General features: G+C 69.0%; 16 protein-coding genes. 11 read left to right on the forward strand and 5 right to left on the reverse strand.

Annotated elements, in window-relative coordinates; translation table 11 throughout:
• Positions 1–28 precede the first annotated feature (28 nt).
• Positions 29–1192: a M23 family metallopeptidase gene (locus KBY88_RS00310; protein ID WP_396102220.1), complete on the forward strand. Its 1164-nt coding sequence runs from the start codon at positions 29–31 to the stop codon at positions 1190–1192.
• 15 nt (positions 1193–1207) lie between these two features.
• On the opposite strand, the gene KBY88_RS00315 is transcribed toward KBY88_RS00310, so the two are convergent.
• Both KBY88_RS00315 and KBY88_RS00320 read right to left on the reverse strand, forming a co-directional pair.
• Positions 1208–1882, reverse strand: coding sequence for an ABC transporter ATP-binding protein (locus tag KBY88_RS00315; protein WP_254937908.1), 675 nt, complete (start codon positions 1880–1882; stop codon positions 1208–1210).
• A 7-nt stretch (positions 1883–1889) separates the two neighbouring features.
• Positions 1890–3446, reverse strand: a complete 1557-nt coding sequence (locus KBY88_RS00320; RefSeq protein ID WP_254938470.1) for an NAD(P)H-quinone oxidoreductase subunit N — start codon at positions 3444–3446, stop codon at positions 1890–1892.
• 110 nt (positions 3447–3556) lie between these two features.
• Between KBY88_RS00320 and topA the strand changes: the two genes are divergently transcribed.
• From topA to KBY88_RS00345, 5 genes are all read left to right on the forward strand, one after another.
• Positions 3557–6292, forward strand: a complete 2736-nt coding sequence (gene topA / locus KBY88_RS00325) for a type I DNA topoisomerase (protein ID WP_254937909.1) — start codon at positions 3557–3559, stop codon at positions 6290–6292.
• A 287-nt stretch (positions 6293–6579) separates the two neighbouring features.
• Complete coding sequence (locus KBY88_RS16055) at positions 6580–6816, forward strand: hypothetical protein (RefSeq protein WP_315858072.1); 237 nt, start codon at positions 6580–6582, stop codon at positions 6814–6816.
• A gap of 10 nt (positions 6817–6826) precedes the next feature.
• Positions 6827–7483: a DUF2232 domain-containing protein gene (locus KBY88_RS00335; RefSeq protein ID WP_254937910.1), complete on the forward strand. Its 657-nt coding sequence runs from the start codon at positions 6827–6829 to the stop codon at positions 7481–7483.
• A 5-nt stretch (positions 7484–7488) separates the two neighbouring features.
• Entirely contained in the window at positions 7489–8622 is a 1134-nt protein-coding gene (gene cobT, locus KBY88_RS00340) for a nicotinate mononucleotide-dependent phosphoribosyltransferase CobT (RefSeq protein ID WP_254937911.1), read from the forward strand.
• A gap of 10 nt (positions 8623–8632) precedes the next feature.
• Entirely contained in the window at positions 8633–9667 is a 1035-nt protein-coding gene (locus tag KBY88_RS00345) for a type 2 periplasmic-binding domain-containing protein (protein WP_254937912.1), read from the forward strand.
• Between the two features lie 23 nt (positions 9668–9690).
• Here KBY88_RS00345 and KBY88_RS00350 read toward each other — a convergent pair whose 3' ends face one another.
• The gene (locus tag KBY88_RS00350; protein WP_254938472.1) at positions 9691–10752 is read right to left on the reverse strand and encodes an aldo/keto reductase; all 1062 of its coding nucleotides are present in this window, start codon (positions 10750–10752) and stop codon (positions 9691–9693) included.
• A 95-nt stretch (positions 10753–10847) separates the two neighbouring features.
• A complete protein-coding gene (locus KBY88_RS00355) occupies positions 10848–11378 on the reverse strand; it encodes a bifunctional nuclease family protein (RefSeq protein WP_254937913.1) in 531 nt (176 codons plus the stop codon).
• A 51-nt stretch (positions 11379–11429) separates the two neighbouring features.
• Here KBY88_RS00355 and KBY88_RS00360 point away from each other — a divergent pair, with 51 nt between their 5' ends.
• The gene (locus KBY88_RS00360) at positions 11430–12086 is read left to right on the forward strand and encodes a riboflavin synthase (protein ID WP_254937914.1); all 657 of its coding nucleotides are present in this window, start codon (positions 11430–11432) and stop codon (positions 12084–12086) included.
• A 122-nt stretch (positions 12087–12208) separates the two neighbouring features.
• Entirely contained in the window at positions 12209–12838 is a 630-nt protein-coding gene (locus tag KBY88_RS00365) for an HdeD family acid-resistance protein (protein ID WP_254937915.1), read from the forward strand.
• Here the strand turns inward: KBY88_RS00365 and KBY88_RS00370 are convergent.
• Positions 12814–13197, reverse strand: coding sequence for an AbrB/MazE/SpoVT family DNA-binding domain-containing protein (locus KBY88_RS00370; RefSeq protein WP_254937916.1), 384 nt, complete (start codon positions 13195–13197; stop codon positions 12814–12816). The genes KBY88_RS00365 and KBY88_RS00370 overlap by 25 nt on opposite strands.
• 302 nt (positions 13198–13499) lie before the next feature.
• Here KBY88_RS00370 and KBY88_RS00375 point away from each other — a divergent pair, with 302 nt between their 5' ends.
• From KBY88_RS00375 to KBY88_RS00385, 3 genes are read left to right on the forward strand one after another with little or no spacing between them, the layout of a single operon-like run.
• Positions 13500–14453, forward strand: coding sequence for a COX15/CtaA family protein (locus KBY88_RS00375; protein WP_254937917.1), 954 nt, complete (start codon positions 13500–13502; stop codon positions 14451–14453).
• Between the two features lie 55 nt (positions 14454–14508).
• Complete coding sequence (locus tag KBY88_RS00380) at positions 14509–15453, forward strand: heme o synthase (RefSeq protein WP_254937918.1); 945 nt, start codon at positions 14509–14511, stop codon at positions 15451–15453.
• A gap of 27 nt (positions 15454–15480) precedes the next feature.
• A complete protein-coding gene (locus KBY88_RS00385; RefSeq protein ID WP_254938473.1) occupies positions 15481–16494 on the forward strand; it encodes an ABC transporter ATP-binding protein in 1014 nt (337 codons plus the stop codon).
• The last annotated feature ends 9 nt before the right edge of the window (positions 16495–16503 follow it).

Raw genomic sequence — 16503 nt, forward strand, 5'->3', positions numbered from 1 at the left:
TTCCCTGATGCATAAGCCGCCCCAGCCTGTGCCCCCAGCGCGATCCGCCGCCGCGCTCGCGCTGCTGGTCACCCTCTCATCCCTCGGGGGCCTGCCCCCTGCAGGGACCCCCCTGGCCTGGGCCCAGCAGGAGCCAGCCGCCGCGCTGCTCGCGGCCCCATCTACGGGTGATAACTCCGGCCCCCTGTTGCCCCCCCCCTCGGTGACGGCGCCGGTGCCGCCACTCCGCCCCCCCCTCTCCGGCGCTGTGCCGGCGCCGCTGCGGCCCAGCGTCGACGAGTGGCAGGGGGCACAGGCGGCCCCCCGCCGCTTCGATCAGTCGCTGGATGCTCTGGTGCGCGAGGGAGTGGTGACCCCGGCGGAGCGGGCCCGGTTGCGCATGGGTTCGATCCAGGTGCCGATCGATGTGCCCGCCCATCAGCAAGCTTGTCGCACCGGCGCCCTCTCGGAACAGGAGTGTCGCTCCGGTCTGGCGATCCGCTGGCGCGGCCGCCATGGGGAGGGCGAGCTGGCAGGAAGCGCTGGTTTTGAGCGGATCGGCCCCGATGGGGTGCCCTTGCCACCGATCACTGTGCCCGTTTCGGCGCTGCTGGCGGGCAGTGGCGGCACCTACAACCTGGCCCAGGTTTTTGCCGTCACGCCAAGGCCTGCACCCCTGGTGGGCAACGGCAACAGCCGGCTGCTCTTCCCGGTGATCGGCTCGGCTCTCACCACCAGCAGCTTCGGCTGGCGTCTGCATCCGCTCATCGGCAGCTGGTTGATGCATGCGGGTCGAGACCTGGCCGCTCCGGAGGGCACCCCCGTGGTGGCGGCCCTCAGCGGAAAGGTGGTGAGCAGTGGCCTGGCGGGTGGTTACGGCATCGCAGTGGAACTGGAGCACCAGCGCCCCACGCGCCGCACCCTCTACGGCCACCTCTCGGAGATCTACGTGAAGGAGGGGGACCTGGTGCGCCAGGGGGAGGTGATCGGCCGGGTGGGCAGCACGGGCCTGAGCACGGGCCCCCATCTGCATTTCGAGCTGCGCCTGCCCCAGGATGGCGGCTGGGTGGCCGTGGACCCGGGCGAACTCGACCCCGGCAAGGGATCCGCCGGTGGTGATGCCATTGCTCTGCTCATGGGCCAGCTGCTCCAGACCCTGGAGCGCCCCAAGGCCGCCGCACCCCTCAGCAAGACACCCGACAAGGCGGGCTGAGCTGAGCCCGGCTGGTCAGCCCTCGATGCGGCCGTCGCGGAAGTGCACGATCCGCTGAGCTCGGGCCGCCACGTCGTCCTCGTGGGTGACGATCACCACCGTGATCCCCTGGTCGTGGAGCTCGTCGAGGATGCCCAGCACTTCGGCCGTGGTGCGCGAATCGAGGGCGCCAGTGGGCTCATCCGCCAGCAGCAGAGCCGGCTGGTTGATGATGGCCCGGGCGATCGCCACCCGCTGCTGCTGGCCGCCGGACAACTGGTTGGGTTTGTTGTTCAACCGTGCCCCCAGGCCCACACGCTCCAGGGCTTCTTTGGCCCGCAAGGCTCGCTGCTCGGCGCCCACGCCGGCATAGATCATCGGAAGCATCACATTTTCCAGCGCACTCATGTGAGGGAGCAGATGAAACTGCTGGAACACGAAGCCCAGTTCCCTGTTGCGCAGGGCCGCCAGTTCGTCGTCGTCGAGTTCATTGATGGCAACGCCATTGAGGCGGTAGCTGCCACTGCTGGGGCGATCCAGACAGCCCAGGATGTTCATCGCCGTGGATTTCCCCGAGCCGGAGGTGCCCATCACGGCCAGGTAATCGCCCCGCTGGACGCTCAGGCTGAGGTCGTCAAGGGCGCGCACCTGGGTCTCGGCGGCTCCATAGACCTTGCTGACGTGAATCAGCTCGGCAACGGTGTCAATCAAGGCCGCCTCAACCCAGGGCCACCGGCAGGGCGGAGGCGATCGCCCGTTGCAACATCGGGGTGCCCGCCACGGTGGCGCTGGCCCAATTGAAAAGCGGATTGGAGAGAACTCCGCCCACGGCCGTGATCAACACGCAGGCGACCAGGGCGGTGCGAAGGGAGGGCATGCCTGCCACGGACCAGGTGATGTCGGGGTAGGACTTGACGGCGTCAGAGGCTTCCTGGGGTTCTTTGACCACCATCATCTTGATCACCGAGATGTAGTAGTAGATCGACACCACCGAGGTGATCAAACCCACCACTACCAACAGGTACTGGTGATCGGCCCAACCGGCGAAGAATAAATAGATCTTGCCGAAGAAGCCCAGCATCGGAGGAATGCCACCGAGCGAGAGCAGGCAAAGGCTCAGCCCCAGCGTAATGAGTGGATCCTTCTGATAGAGGCCGGCGTAGTCGGAGATGCGGTCGCTGCCCGTGCGCAACGAGAACAGAATGATGCAGGCGAAGGCCCCCAGGTTCATGAACAGGTAGGCCGCCATATAAAGCACCATGGCCGAGAAGCCATCTTCGGTACCGCACACCAGGCCAATCATCACGAATCCCGCCTGGCCGATGGAGCTGTAGGCCAGCATCCGTTTCATGGAGGTCTGGGCCAGGGCGACCACGTTGCCCAGGGTCATGCTCAGGATCGCCAGGACCGTGAACAGCAGCTTCCACTGAGTTTCGAAGCTGTCGAAGCAGCCCACCAGCAGGCGCAGGGCCAGGGCGAAGCCAGCCGCCTTTGAGCCGACGGAAAGAAAGGCCACCACAGGGGTGGGTGAACCTTCGTAAACATCCGGGGTCCACTGGTGGAAGGGAACCGCCGCAATTTTGAAGGCCACCGTGGCGAGGACGAACACCAGGGCCAGCGCGGTGACGGGGGTTTCACTGGTCTTCAGGGCCAGGGCGACAGCGTCGAGGCCCGTGCCACCGCCTGTGAGTCCGTACAGCAGCGAGGCGCCGTAGAGAAACACCGCTGCGGCCGCCGAGCCCACGAGCAGGTACTTCAGGGCGGCCTCAGCCGAGCGGGCATCCCGCTTCATGTAGCCCGAGAGCAGGTAGCTGGAGACGGAGAGGGTCTCCAGGGAGATGAAGATGCTGATCAGGTCGGTGGAGCCACAGAGGAACATCGCCCCAAGGGTGGCGGCCAGAAGGATCGCCGCGTACTCGCCCACGGGGGTGCCGCTGCTTTCCACATAGCGCCAGCTGATCAGCAGCGAGAGCAGGGTGGAGCCCGCCACCACGGCGCGGAAGGCGACGGCCAGGTTGTCGGCAAGGAAGGAGCCCAGGAAGGAGGGCTCCAGGGGGGCATCCCACTGCAGGGCCAGCAGAACCAGTGCGGAAAGGAGGCCGGCGTAGCAAATCGGCGGGACCCAGCGGCTGGCCACTCCCTCGCCGGCCAGGTCCACCACAAGACAAGCCAGGAGGGCAATCAGCACAGCCATCTCCGGGGCGATCGCCCCGGCGTTCAGCTGCAGGCTGGTGATCGTCGGGGCCACAACGGCGTAGGCGCCAATCAGCGTCATGTCAGCGGAAGTGGGGTGCCGGTGCTGGGCACTGTAGTAGCCATTGAACGAGCTCGTCGCCACCGGGGGCCGGCGGTGCGATAAAGAGGGAGCCGGTTTTTCGCCTGCCTGTGGCGCACACCCTGGTCATCGTCGAGAGCCCCACGAAGGCCCGCACCATCCGTGGATTCCTTCCCAAGGACTTCAAGGTGGAGGCCTCCATGGGCCATGTGCGCGACCTGCCCAACAACGCCAGCGAGATTCCGGCGGCCTACAAGGGCGAGAAGTGGTCGAACCTGGGGGTCAACACCAGCAACGACTTCGAGCCCCTCTACGTGGTGCCGAAGGACAAGAAAAAGATCGTCAAAGAGCTCAAGGACGCCCTCAAAGGCGCTGATCAACTGCTGCTGGCGACGGACGAGGACCGGGAGGGGGAGAGCATCAGCTGGCACCTGCTGCAGCTGCTCAACCCGAAGGTGCCGGTCAAGCGCATGGTGTTCCACGAGATCACCAAGGAGGCGATTGCCAAGGCGCTGGACCAGACCCGGGACCTGGACATGGAACTCGTCCACGCCCAGGAGACTCGGCGGATCCTCGATCGCCTGGTGGGCTACACCCTCTCCCCCCTGCTCTGGAAGAAGGTGGCCTGGGGGTTATCCGCCGGCCGGGTGCAGTCGGTGGCGGTGCGGCTATTGGTGCAGCGGGAGCGGGCCCGGCGGGCGTTCCGCAGCGGCAGCTACTGGGATCTCAAGGCCCAGCTGGAGCAGGGGGGTGGCCGCTTCGAGGCCAAGCTCACCCATCTGAACGGCGAGCGCATCGCCGGCGGTGCCGATTTCGATGAGACCACCGGCGCCCTCAAGGCCGGCAGCAAGGTGAGGCTTCTCATTGAGGCGGAGGCCACGGCCCTGCGCGCGGCGGTGGAGACCGCCCCCTGGCGGGTGGCTGAGGTGGAGGAGAAGCCGACGGTCCGCAAACCCGTGCCGCCTTTCACCACGAGCACCCTGCAACAGGAGGCCAACCGCAAGCTGCGGCTCTCGGCCCGCGACACCATGCGGACCGCCCAGGGGCTCTATGAGCGCGGCTTCATCACCTACATGCGCACCGATTCCGTGCATCTGTCAGAGCAGGCGATCAGTGCCGCCCGCAGCTGCGTGGCCGAGAAGTACGGCAAGGATTATCTGAGCCCGGCTCCGCGCCAGTTCTCCACCAAGAGCCGCAACGCCCAGGAGGCCCACGAGGCGATCCGCCCCTCGGGCGACCGCTTCCGCACCCCAAAGGACACCGGCCTCGACGGCAAGGACCTATCCCTCTACGAGCTGATCTGGAAGCGCACCGTGGCCAGCCAGATGGCCGACGCCCGCCTGACCATGCTCAGCGTGGGCCTGGAAGTGGCCGGCGCCAGCTTCCGCGCCTCCGGCAAACGCATCGATTTTCCCGGTTTCTTCCGCGCCTATGTGGAGGGCAGTGACGACCCCGACGCCGCCCTCGAGGGCCAGGAGGTGCTCCTGCCCGCCCTGGCCGTGGGCGACTCCCCCGGCTGCCAGGGGGTGGAGGCCCTGGGCCACCAGACCCAGCCCCCGGCCCGCTACAGCGAGGCGGCCCTGGTCAAGATGCTGGAGAAAGAGGGCATCGGACGTCCTTCCACCTATGCCTCGATCATCGGCACGATCGTTGACCGCGGCTACGCCACGCTCGCCAACAACTCCCTCACTCCCAGCTTCACCGCCTTCGCCGTCACTGCCCTGCTGGAGGAGCATTTCCCCGATCTGGTGGACACCAGCTTCACGGCGCGGATGGAGAACACCCTCGATGACATCTCCACCGGCAAGGAGCGCTGGCTTCCCTATCTGACCAAGTTCTTCAAGGGAGAGACCGGCCTGGAAACCCAGGTGGCCCAGCGGGAGGGAGACATCGATCCAGCGGCCTCCCGCACGATTCAGCTCGAAGGGCTGCCCTGTGTGGTGCGCATCGGCCGCTTCGGGGCTTACCTGGAGGCCAAGCGCGTCGCCGACGACGGCAGCGAAGAACTGATCAAGGCCACCCTGCCCCAGGAGATCACCCCGGCTGATCTGGACGCCGACCACGCCGAGCAGATCCTGCGCCAGAAGACCGAGGGCCCCGAAAGCCTCGGCGAAGACCCCGAGACCGGCGAGCTGGTGTACCTGCTCTTCGGCCAGTACGGCCCCTATGTGCAGAAGGGCCAGGTCAGCGACGAGAACCCCAAACCCAAGCGCGCGTCCCTACCCAAGGGGGTCAAGCCCGAGGACTTCAGCCTCGAGGATGCCCTGGGCCTGCTGCGGTTGCCCCGCTTGCTGGGGGAGCACCCCGAGGGCGGCAAGGTGCAGGCGGGCCTGGGCCGCTTCGGCCCTTATGTGGTGCACGACAAGGGCAAGGGGGAGAAGGAGTTCCGCTCCCTCAAGGCCGAGGACGACGTGCTCAGCGTGGCCCTGGAGCGGGCGATCGAGCTGCTGGCCCAGCCCAAGCGCGGCCGCGGTGGCCGCACAGCCCTCAAGGATCTGGGCAGCCCCGAAGGGGCCAGCGAGTCGATTCAGGTCTTCGACGGCCCCTACGGCCTCTACGTCAAGCAGGGCAAGGTGAACGCCTCGTTGCCGGAGGGCAAGGGCGCCGAGGACATCACCCTGGCGGAGGCGATCGAGCTGCTGGCGGCCAAGGCGGCAACGGGCAAGGCCAGCAAGGCGGCCAGCCGGAAGGCGGCGAGCAAGCCCAGGGCAGCAGCGAAGTCGACCGCAGCCAAGGCCACCGCGGCGAAAGGCTCAAAAGCTCAGGCAGCGGCTCTGCCGAAGGCGAGCCGCAGCGGCAAGCCCCGGGCCGGCGCAGTGCGCATCATCAAGGCCGCCAGCAGTTGATCCTTCCCCGCCGACGGCTTGCCCTCCGATCAGAGCCCTGGGTCGGTCGGGCTCTCGGTCTGGCGGCCCTGCTGGTTCTGGGGGGCTGCGAGAGCACCACCCTTGGCCGGCGGCTCTCCGGCAGTTTCGATGCACCATCGCCTGCGCCGGCCCCTGGAGCCAGCACCGCCACGGCCCCCGCTGCCAGCTCCCCAGCCCCTGCTGCCAAGCCCGTGGGCGGCCCTCAGACACCGGTCCCTCCAGCGGCCAAGCCAGCGGCACAGACACCTGCAGGTTCCAGCCCATGGGTGGCCCCGAGGTCCGGCTCCGGTGTCGTCAAAGGGGTCACACCCGTTCCCTATCGGGTCACGATCAAGTTGCCCGCCGCTGATCCATCTGCCCCCGCTGAGGCGGTCACCGAGGCCCTGCGGGCCGCCGGCGTGAGCTTTGAGGTCGAGACGATCGAGCGCCTCCCCACGGGTACCGCCGCTGCTCCCGCAGTCACCCCAACCCCGGCGGTCACGCCGGCGCCACCGGCCCGCTGAGCCTGATCCGATGCCGCCGCCCCCGCCGCGCAGCCTCAGCCGCCGTCAGGCCCGCCAGCTGATGGAGACCGCCTACCTTGCTTCGGCCACGGCCCTGCTCTGGGTGGCGCTCTACTACCTGCCGGTGGGCGGTCCCCTGTTCCGACTGGCCCTGCCCCTGCCCCTGGCGTTGCTGCTGCTGCGCAATGGCTGGCGCTGTGGCGCCGAAGGGGTGCTGGTGGCGCTGTTGCTGCTGGTGGCCCTGATGGGGCCGATCCGTGGCCCCTTGATGCTCTTCCCCTACGGCCTGCTTGCCCTGTGGCTGGGCTGGGGCTGGAGCCGGCGGTTCAGCTGGTGGCTCACCTGGGGGGTCGGGCTGCTGATCGGCGCCCTGGGGTTCCTGGTGCGGGTGGCGGTGCTTTCGGTGCTGGTGGGGGAGAACCTCTGGGTGGTGATCACCAACGCCGCCGCCGGTGTTCTCGATCAGCTGGGCAGCCTGCTCAACCTGGGGGGTGGACCGGAGCTGGCCCAGGTGCAGCTGATGGCCCTCGGGCTGGTGTTGTTTCAGAACCTGATTTACGTGCTTGCCCTGCACGCCTTCGCCTACTGGATCTTTCCCCGCCTGCAGGCCCCCATCAGCGAGCCCCCCGAGCTGCTGCGCTCCCTGGTGGCCCTCGATCCGCTCTGAGTCCCGTGGGCCCACGGCAGCTCAGCGGGGACCCCGCCCTGGGGAACCGGTGGTGCGCCCGGGTGGGTGCCCAGGCCGAGAGCTCCCGGGTGCTGCTGCTGCTGGCTGGCACGGACACATCCGCCGTGGAGGGTATTTCCGCCGCCGGCTCCAGCGCTGTTTCCCGCCGCTTCACCGCCGCCGCGGACGCGGAGCTGCTGCTGCTCGGCCCTGAGGCCTATCGTCCCCATGCCCTGCCGCCCTTGCCGGCGGGGGTCAGTCCGGCGCTCATCAGCCAGGTGGTCTGCGCGGGTCTTGGGCTTGACCCCCTGGTGATCGACCTGGGGGCCCCGATCTCCCCCGCGGTGCCCCACGTGCAGGTGCTGCAAGCGCCGGCCCGCTGCCTCAGCACCGGCTCCGCCCTCGATCCCGCTCAGGTGCAGCGCCTGCTGGCCCTGGGCCGCCGCTGGGGCCGTCGGCCCTCGGGGGCTCCGCTGGTGCTGGCGGAGTGCGTGCCGGGGGGCACCAGCACCGCCCAGGCGCTGCTCACAGGCCTGGGCATCGCGGCGGAGGGCCTGGTGAGCGGCAGCCTGCGGGAGCCGGCCCACCGGCTCAAGGCGGAGCTGGTGGAGCGCGGGTTGCGGGCCGCTGCTCTCGACAGGGCATCTGTTGCGCCAGGAGGCGCGGTGGATCCGCTGGCGGTGGTGGCCGCCGTGGGGGACGCGATGCAGGTGCTGGCCGCCGCCCTGGTGCTGGCGGCTGCGCAGCAGGGCCGGCCGGTGCTGCTGGCGGGCGGGAGCCAGATGGCCGCCGTGCTGGCGCTCGCCCTGGCGCTCGCCCCCGCGCCCCAGCGCCCACAGGTGGCTGAGCATGTGGTCCTGGGCACCACGGCCTGGGTGGCCAGCGAACCCCACAGCGACCTGGCCCTGTTGCTGGAGCGCATCGGTCAGCACTGGGGGGTCATGCCCCTGGCCTTTTCCGCCGGCCTGCGCTTCGGCGCTTGCCGCCACCAGGCCCTGCGGGACTACGAGGACGGTTATGTGAAAGAAGGGGTGGGTGCGGGTGGGTTGGCCCTGCTGTGGGAGCTGAGTGGCCGCAGCACGCAAGCCTTGGCGGCGGCGTGCGATAGGGCCTGTGGGCAACTTCTGGGCGGCACCTAGGGTCGGCCCCATGACCGTTCCATCGCTCACCCGCCGCCAGTTGCTGAGCCTTTCGGCCCTTGGCGCCGTGGGGCTTCTCGGGGGTTGTGGCGATGGCCAGGCCCCCCAACTTCTGAGCAGCAGGGGCCAGTTCCCCGCCGCCTGGCTCAAGCGCCTGCCCTCCCCATGGCAGTCCCGCCGCCTGGAGTCGGCTGCGGCTGTCCTCCAGGCGGCGCAGCAGCCGCGCAGTGCCCTGGTGCAACTGGGGGATGGCTGGGCCCAGACCCTGGGGCCTGCCGCTCTGCAAGCCTTTGAGCCTGGGGCGGCCCTGGAAGGTTTGCTTCCTCAGTCTGAAGCGGTGAGCCGCCTGTTTCGCGATGGCTCGAGGGTGGCCCTGCCCTGGGCGTTCGGCACCTGGTTGCTGCTGCTGCGCAGCCGACCGGATCTGGCGGCGCAGCCCGCTCGGGGCTGGGGGCTGCTGCTGGATCCATCGCTCAAGCAGAAACTGGTCTTGCCCTCCAGCCCGCGGCTGGTGATCGAGCTGGCCCTGCGGCAGTTGGGGAGCTCCAGTGCGGATCCAGCGGCGCTGGCGGATCCGCGCTTGCCGGCTCAGTTGGCGCGGTTGCGGTGCCAGGCCCTGGCCTTTGATGAGCGCGATGGCCTGAACCTGTTGCTGTCGGGACGGGCCCAGGCGGCGGTGTTGCCGAGCCAGGTGGTGCTGCCCCTGCTGCGCCGCGATCTCCGCCTGAGCGCGCTGTTGCCCTCCAGTGGTTCCCCCCTGTGGTGGAACCTGCTGCTGGTGCCGGCGGGGGAGCATCCTGCCCCCGCCCTCGATTGGCTGAGGGAGTGCCGTTCGCGGCCGATGCTGGATCGGCTGCTCAGTGGCGGTTGGGTGCCGCCCCTGCGGCGCGAGCGGCTTGGGGCCTCCCTGGCCCTCTGGCCCAAGGAGCAGGCCCTGCTTCTCTACCCGGAGCCCGCCGTGTTGGAGCGCTGCAACAGCCTGCCTCCGCTCAACGGCTCAGAGCGCCAGCGGTACCAGCGGCTCTGGGATCAGGCGGCTGCCTGAGGCGCGCTCCGCCCTCCAGGGCCTTAGCCCCAGAGTCTCCGCCGGGGGGCTTCCACCAGGTGGGAATGGGTATCGGCAAGCAAATCGGGGATGGCCAACCCGTGGGGGCAGCGGGGCAGGCAGTCGCCGCAACACTCGCAGGCGCTGGCGTTGAGGGTTTCCCACCAGTGGCCGGCGCGGCCGATCAGGTTGTAGCGCTCGCGGGCGAAGTTCTCCAGGCCGTGGCCCAGGGCCAGATTGCGTAGCCGCAGCAGATCAGGGATCGGCACCTGCACGGGGCACGGCAGGCAGGCTCGGCACTGGCCGCAGCGCTTCAGCCCCAGCCGCTCGGCGGCACGCCGCTCCAGGTGCTCCAGGGCGGCCGTTTCGCTGGCCCCGAGGGGGCCGGTGGCCCCCGCCAGGCGCTCAGCCCAGGCCAGATCCCCGGGTGCCGCTGCCCCGAGGCTCAGGGAACTGATTCCCTGGGCCAGCAGGAAGCGGTAGGCCAACTCCAGAGGGTGGTGAGGCTGGCAGTCGTCCATGAGCTCAGCGGGCGGGGCATAGAGCCGCCCTCCCTTGTCGGCGGGGGAGATCGCCAGCACCCCGAGTCCAGCCGCCAGGGCCGACCGGGCCAGGGGAAGCCGCTGGGGATCGAACAGGTGCAGGTGAAGGCTGCAGAAGCCGAACCGGCCCGTGGCCAGGGCCGCCTCAATCAGCCCGTTGCTGCCGTGGCTGCTGAAGCCCACCTGGCCCACCAGCCCTTCCCCCAGGGCCCAACCCAGCAGCTCCGAGCCCTCACCGCGCAGGGTCCACTCCAGGTGCTCCGCCAGATTCAGCCCATGGACCGCCAGGTTGTCGAGCCGCTCCACGCCCAGGCGCGCGAGGCAGGCCCTCAGTTGACGCTGGCCCTCTGCCAGGGGAAGGCCCGGCAGCAGCTTGCTGGTGATCACGACCGCCGAGCGCGGCACCTCCAACTGACTCAGGGCTCTGCCCAGGAAGGCTTCGGCCGGGCCATAGGCCGGAGCCGTTTCGAGGTGGTTGATCCCGCAGGCCAGGGCGGCCGACAGCACGGCCAGCATCTGTTCAGGAGCATCGAGCGCCCGCATGGTGCCGAGGGTGAACAGGGAGACCGCCGGGCAGTTGGGGCCGAAGGGCCGCCTGACGGCCCCTTCGGAGGGCGTTCCGGGACTGTCGCCAGGAGTCACGCAGGGGGGGCGTCGTCGGTGGCCTGGTCCTGCTGGGCCCGTTTCAGGTTGCGCACCAGTTCTGCGGGGCTGACTCCCTCCAGGAAGCGTCGGAAATCCTCCTGGTCCTCGGCGTCGGCGTCGGCATCGACGGGGATCGAGGCATCGGCGACCACCTCCTCCAGCATCCAGATGCCGCTGCCGGTGCGCAGGGCCAGGGCGATGGCGTCACTGGGGCGGGCATCCAGTTCGCTGGTTTCCCCATCGGCGCCCATGAGCTTGAGCACCGCCCGGAAGGTGTTGTCTTCGATGGTGTGGATGATCACCCGCTCCAGGGCGAGACCCCCCAGGACCATCAGCTCGGCCATCAGGTCGTGGCTGAGGGGGCGGGGTGGCTTCTGACCCCCCAGCCCCACCAGGATGTTCTGGGCCTGGGCCTGATCGATCCAGATCGGCACCTGGCGCCGGCCGGAAGGATCCCTCAGCAGCACGATCGGGCTGCGGCTCGCCGCATCCAGAGCGATTCCGGCGACGCCCATCTCGACCATGATGTTGCCGCAGGGCCTTCGACGATTATGGCCATCGGCGCGGGTAGGGAGATGTTCACCGGTCTGGTGCAGGCGGTGGGCCACCTGCGGCCCTGGGCGATGGGGGTGGAGGTGCGCGGGGCCGGCGGGCTTGGCCCCCTGACCCTGGGGGACAGCATCGCCGTCGATGGCGTCTGTCTCACCGTCGCGGCCCTCCTACCGGATGGGTTTCGCGCGGATGTCAGTGAGGAGACCCTCGGGCGCACCAACCTGGCGGCCAAGGCCCAGCGGGGCGGGGCCGTGAACCTCGAGGCCGCCCTGCGCCTGAGCGATCGGCTTGGTGGCCACCTGGTGAGCGGCCATGTGGACGGGCTGGGCACGGTGTCGGCGATCGAACGACAGCCGGCCTCCTGGCGCCTGGCGCTGCGCTGGCGGGACACCGCCTACGGCCGCTACGTCTGCGAAAAGGCCAGCATCGCCGTCGATGGCATCAGTCTCACCGTTGCTGGCTGCGATTCCAAGGGAACTGAATTCTGGATCGCGGTGATCCCCCATACCTGGGGCTCCACCACGCTCCACGGGCTCAAGCGCGGCGATCCCGTGCACCTGGAGGCCGACCTGCTGGCCAAGTACACCGAACGGCTCCTGGGAATGACTCCGGCTGAAGGTCAACAGGCCGAGGGGCCGCCCATTGATCGGGCCTGGTTGGCGGAGCAGGGCTGGGGCTGAGTGCGGACGAGCTCCCGGTGGGAAGCCCCAGGGCGGAGGCTGGTTGGAAACGGTGACCGTGATTACGGTTCGGGCAGGAGCGGTGTCCGCTCCCTCCCCGCCCTCCCCTGAGCCCCTCTGCCATGACCGCTGATCGCTCCGTGGCTGCCCTCGCTTCGCTCCGCGCCTTCACCTTGGCCGAAGGCCTCTTGATGCTGGTGCTCGGAGGGCTGGCCCTGGTGTTTCCGGTGTTCGCCTCCTTCGGGGCCACGCTGCTGATCGCTGTGGTCTTCCTGGTGACGGGGCTGGTGGGCTGGGTGAACAACCTGGTGCGCTCCAAGCGGCTCAACCGCTGGATCACCTTCGCCCGACTGGTGGTCTCCACCCTGTTTGTGCTGGCCGGGATCTGGATCCTCACCGGTGTCGGCCAGGGGGTGGTGGGGGCGGCCCGCCAGGTGGCCAGCCTCGCCCTGGCAGTGGGCCTGGTGTTCCTTGTGGAGGGGGTGGTGGCGGTGGTGGTGGCCCTTACCCACACCCGCACCAAGGGGTGGGGGTGGGGGCTGCTGAATGGGTTGGTGACCGTGGTGCTGGGCCTGCTGATCCTGACCATGCAATTCGGAGGGTTGCTGCAGGTGCTGGGGGTGCTGGTGGGCATCAGCTTCCTGTTCAGCGGCCTTGATCTGCTGGTGTTCAGCGCCCGATTCCATGGCCCGAGCGCCGTCGCAGGTGCCGAAGACGGCAATTGCGCTCAGACCCCGTCGCTGCCCTCTTGAGCGTCGTGGTCTGTCCCTTGCACCTGGAGGGGGAGGAGCCAGATCGAACCCGTTTCCTGGTGGATTTCGATGCGGAATTCCTGGCCGGGTTCGAGACCCAGTCGGCGGGTGTAGGCCTGGCCGATCAGCAGGTTGCCGTTGCCGTGCACACGGGTGCGGAACTCCGCCTGACGCCCCTTGGATGGCCCTCCCTCAAAGGAGGGCACGCGGTAGCCCTTGGCCTCGACCAAGGCCCGATGGAAGCTCTTTTTCAGCACCCGTCCGCTCGGTCCCACGTAGCCACAGGCCCGGGCGATTTGCTCCTCGGGGCGGTTGCTCAGGGAGCGGGCCTTCTCCAGCAGAGCCTTCCCTTCCAGCATGGGTGGATTGGAATCAATTCATTAATTCTGCCTGCCCCAGCCCATGGCCCGCAAGGGCGAAGGCCGCCTTCGGAGCGGTTTTGTCACCGGCGACACCAGTTTTGAAGCACGTCTGCAAGCACCGCTGTGACGGGCATCAATGACAGGCCTTCCGGCCCGGATCAAGCTCCCCCTCGGCGGCATCAGCAGAGGTTTGTTGTGAGCGATCGCACACGATTGGGACGCCAATGCTGAGGCGAAACCCATGGATCTCGTGGTCATGGGAATCACCGCTACCGTGCCCCAAACCGCGATGGGTAAGGGTGAGCGCAGTGTCCAAGCGCCATGGCCCCCAGCGCCGGAGCCTCTTGCTCACGGCCCACCTGGTGGTGGCGCTGGTGGCGCTGGTGGGGATCGGTGGTGCCACCCGTGTGATGGAGGCGGGGCTGGCCTGCCCCGACTGGCCCCTTTGCTACGGCAGCTTCTTCCCTGGCCGCCAACTCACGCTGCCGGTGTTCCTGGAGTGGTTCCACCGCCTCGATGCCTTCCTGGTGGGGGTGGCGCTGCTGGTGTTGTTTGTCTTCAGCCTGTGGCGCCGGCGGGAACTGCCCGGCGCTCTGCCCTGGGGCGCCGGGCTGGCCCTGCTGCTGGTGGCCGCCCAGGGGGGGCTTGGGGCCCTCACGGTGCTGCAGCTGCTGCCCGCAGGGATCGTCACGGCCCACCTCGCCGTGGCCCTGGTGCTGGTGGCGCTGGTGAGTGGCCTGCATCAACTCATCGAGCTGTCCGCCCTATCGCCCACGGCCCAGGGGACCCAGGCCGTCGGAGCACCCCCGTGGTGGCCCCCCCTTGCAGCGCTCACCACCCTGCTGGTCCTGGCCCAGTGCCTGCTGGGCGGCGCCATGGCCAGCCAATGGGCCGCCGGCCGCTGTCTGGCTTCCGGTGAGGCCTGCGGCTGGCTGCTGGCCCACCGCCAGGGGGCACCCCTGGCGGCCGGGGCTGTGCTGCTCCTCGCCGCTGTGACGGCGCTGGTGTCGCCCTGGGCAGGGCGGCCCAGGGGCCTTGCGCTCACGGCCGCCATGCTGGTGGCCTTGCAGATCGCTCTGGGGGTCTGGAGTCTGCGGCTCACCCTGGCGGTGCCCCTGGTGACGGTGGCCCACCAGCTCACCGCTGCCTTTCTGGTGGCCGTACTGGCGGCTCTCACGGTGCGCGGCGGCTTACACCCCATGGCCCCGGCCCACGCATCAGTCCCCGCTGGCCTTGAGGTGTCCCGTGGTTAGCGTCGCGTCTCCATCAGCCGCTCCCCCCGTTCCTTTGCCTCCCACCCGGGAGCAGATGGTTCCATCGCGGGCGCGCCTGCGCTTGCCCCCCTGGCTGGAGATCGCCAAGCCGAGGCTCATTCCCCTTTTGCTGGCGACCACTTTGGGGGGCATGGCCCTATCGGAAGGCTGGCCACTGCCCGCCGGCCGGCTGGCGGCCACCTTGGCGGGAGGCACCCTGGCGGCCGCAGCGGCGGGGGTGCTCAATTGCCTCTGGGAGCAGGGCCTCGACGGACGCATGCAGCGCACCAGCAACCGCGCGCTGCCCTCGGGTCGGCTCTCGTCCCGCACGGCCTTCGCCCTGGCGGTGACCCTGGCCCTGGCGGCCACGGTCCTTCTGCTGACGACGGTCAATGGTCTGGCCGCTGGCCTCTCCTTGCTTGGGCTCTGCAGCTACGTGCTGCTTTACACGGTTCTGCTCAAGCCCCGCACCCCTCAGAACATCGTGATCGGCGGGGTGGCCGGGGCGATCCCCCCCCTGGTGGGCTCGGCCGCGGCCAGCGGGCAGCTGGAACTGGGGGGATGGTGGCTGTTCGCTCTTGTGATGGTCTGGACCCCCGCCCATTTCTGGGCCCTGGCTCTGCTGTTGCGGGAGGACTACCGCTCCGTGGGCATCCCGATGCTGCCGGTGGTGGCCGGGTCGGTGGTCACGGTTCGGGCGATCGGCCACTACGCCCGGGCCACGGTGCTGCTGAGCCTGGCTGGTCTGGTGGCCCTGCCGGCTGGGGGCCTGCTCTACGGCCTTCTGGTGCTGCCCTTCAATGGCCGCCTGCTGCAGCTGGTGGCTGACTTGAAACGGGATCCCGATGATCCCCAGCGGGCCCGCCGACTGTTCGCCTGGTCGATCCTCTATCTCTTTGGCATCTGCCTGTTGCTGCTGCTCTCCCGCCTGCCGGCGGCTGAGAGCTTCAGCCTTCAGGGGCATGAACTGCTCACCGCAGCGCTGCCTTTCTTACATTGATCCGGTCGCACGGCTGAGCGCCAGGGAATCGCCTTGATCGAGCTGCACAACCTCAGCAAGCGCTACGGCCCAGTGGAGGCCTTGGGCGGCCTCTCGCTGAAGGTGCCCCAGGGCTGTCTGTTCGGACTGCTGGGGCCCAACGGCGCCGGTAAGACCACCACCTTGCGCATCCTCGCCACCCTGCTGGCCCCTGATACGGGCACGGTGCGGGTGGGGGGTGTCGATGCCCTTGCTGAGCCCCGGGCCGTGCGAGAACTTCTGGGTTATGTGGCCCAGGAGGTGGCCATCGACAAGATCCTCACCGGTCGGGAACTGCTCCAGCTCCAAGGCGACCTTTATCACATGGTTTCGGCCGAGCGTGACCGTCGGATCGCTGAGCTGGTGGGGTTATTGGCCATGGAGAGCTGGATCGATCGGCGCTGCGGCAGCTATTCCGGTGGCATGCGTCGCCGGTTGGATCTGGCCAGCGGATTGCTGCATCGCCCCGCCCTGTTGGTGCTCGATGAACCCACGGTCGGGCTTGATATTGAAAGCCGTGGTGCGATCTGGCAGGTGCTGCGCCAATTGAGGGACCAGGGCACCACGGTGCTGCTCAGCAGCCACTACCTCGAGGAGATCGATGCCTTGGCGGACCGGCTGGCGATCATCGAGGGGGGGCGCGTGATCGCCGAAGGGGCCCCGGCGGAGCTCAAGGCTGCCCTTGGCGGCGACCGTGTCACCCTGCGGGTGCGGGAGTTCAGCGACGAGCAGGAGGCCCTGAAGCTGAAGGCCCTGGTGCAGGATTGTCAGGGGGTCCGCCAGGTGGTGGTGAACCGGGCCCAGGGCTTCTCCCTCAACTTTGTGGTGGAGAACGAGGGGGTGGTCGAAGCGCTCAGGCGCCAGCTGGCGGAGGCCCAGTGGCCCGTGTTTGCCCTCGCCCAGAGCCGCCCGAGCCTTGATGATGTCTACCTGCAGGCCACCGGCCGCACCCTCATGGATGCGGAGCTCGAGGTGGCCGGCAGCCGCGACCCCAAGGCGGAGCGCAAGCAGGCCATGCGCTGAGCGGCGCGG

The sequence above is a fragment of the Cyanobium sp. Morenito 9A2 genome (assembly GCF_024345575.1).
GTDB lineage: Bacteria > Cyanobacteriota > Cyanobacteriia > PCC-6307 > Cyanobiaceae > ATX-6F1.

Coding starts and splice junctions, on each gene's coding strand:
- KBY88_RS00320 (WP_254938470.1), bottom strand. CDS start 3,446: ATGACGCTGATTGGCGCCTACGCCGTTGTGGCCCCGACGATCACCAGC.
- KBY88_RS00370 (WP_254937916.1), bottom strand. CDS start 13,197: ATGCTGGAAGGGAAGGCTCTGCTGGAGAAGGCCCGCTCCCTGAGCAAC.
- KBY88_RS00335 (WP_254937910.1), top strand. CDS start 6,827: ATGCCGCCGCCCCCGCCGCGCAGCCTCAGCCGCCGTCAGGCCCGCCAG.
- KBY88_RS00360 (WP_254937914.1), top strand. CDS start 11,430: ATGTTCACCGGTCTGGTGCAGGCGGTGGGCCACCTGCGGCCCTGGGCG.
- KBY88_RS00365 (WP_254937915.1), top strand. CDS start 12,209: ATGACCGCTGATCGCTCCGTGGCTGCCCTCGCTTCGCTCCGCGCCTTC.
- KBY88_RS00350 (WP_254938472.1), bottom strand. CDS start 10,752: ATGCGGGCGCTCGATGCTCCTGAACAGATGCTGGCCGTGCTGTCGGCC.
- KBY88_RS00355 (WP_254937913.1), bottom strand. CDS start 11,378: ATGGTCGAGATGGGCGTCGCCGGAATCGCTCTGGATGCGGCGAGCCGC.
- KBY88_RS00380 (WP_254937918.1), top strand. CDS start 14,509: ATGGTTCCATCGCGGGCGCGCCTGCGCTTGCCCCCCTGGCTGGAGATC.
- KBY88_RS00345 (WP_254937912.1), top strand. CDS start 8,633: ATGACCGTTCCATCGCTCACCCGCCGCCAGTTGCTGAGCCTTTCGGCC.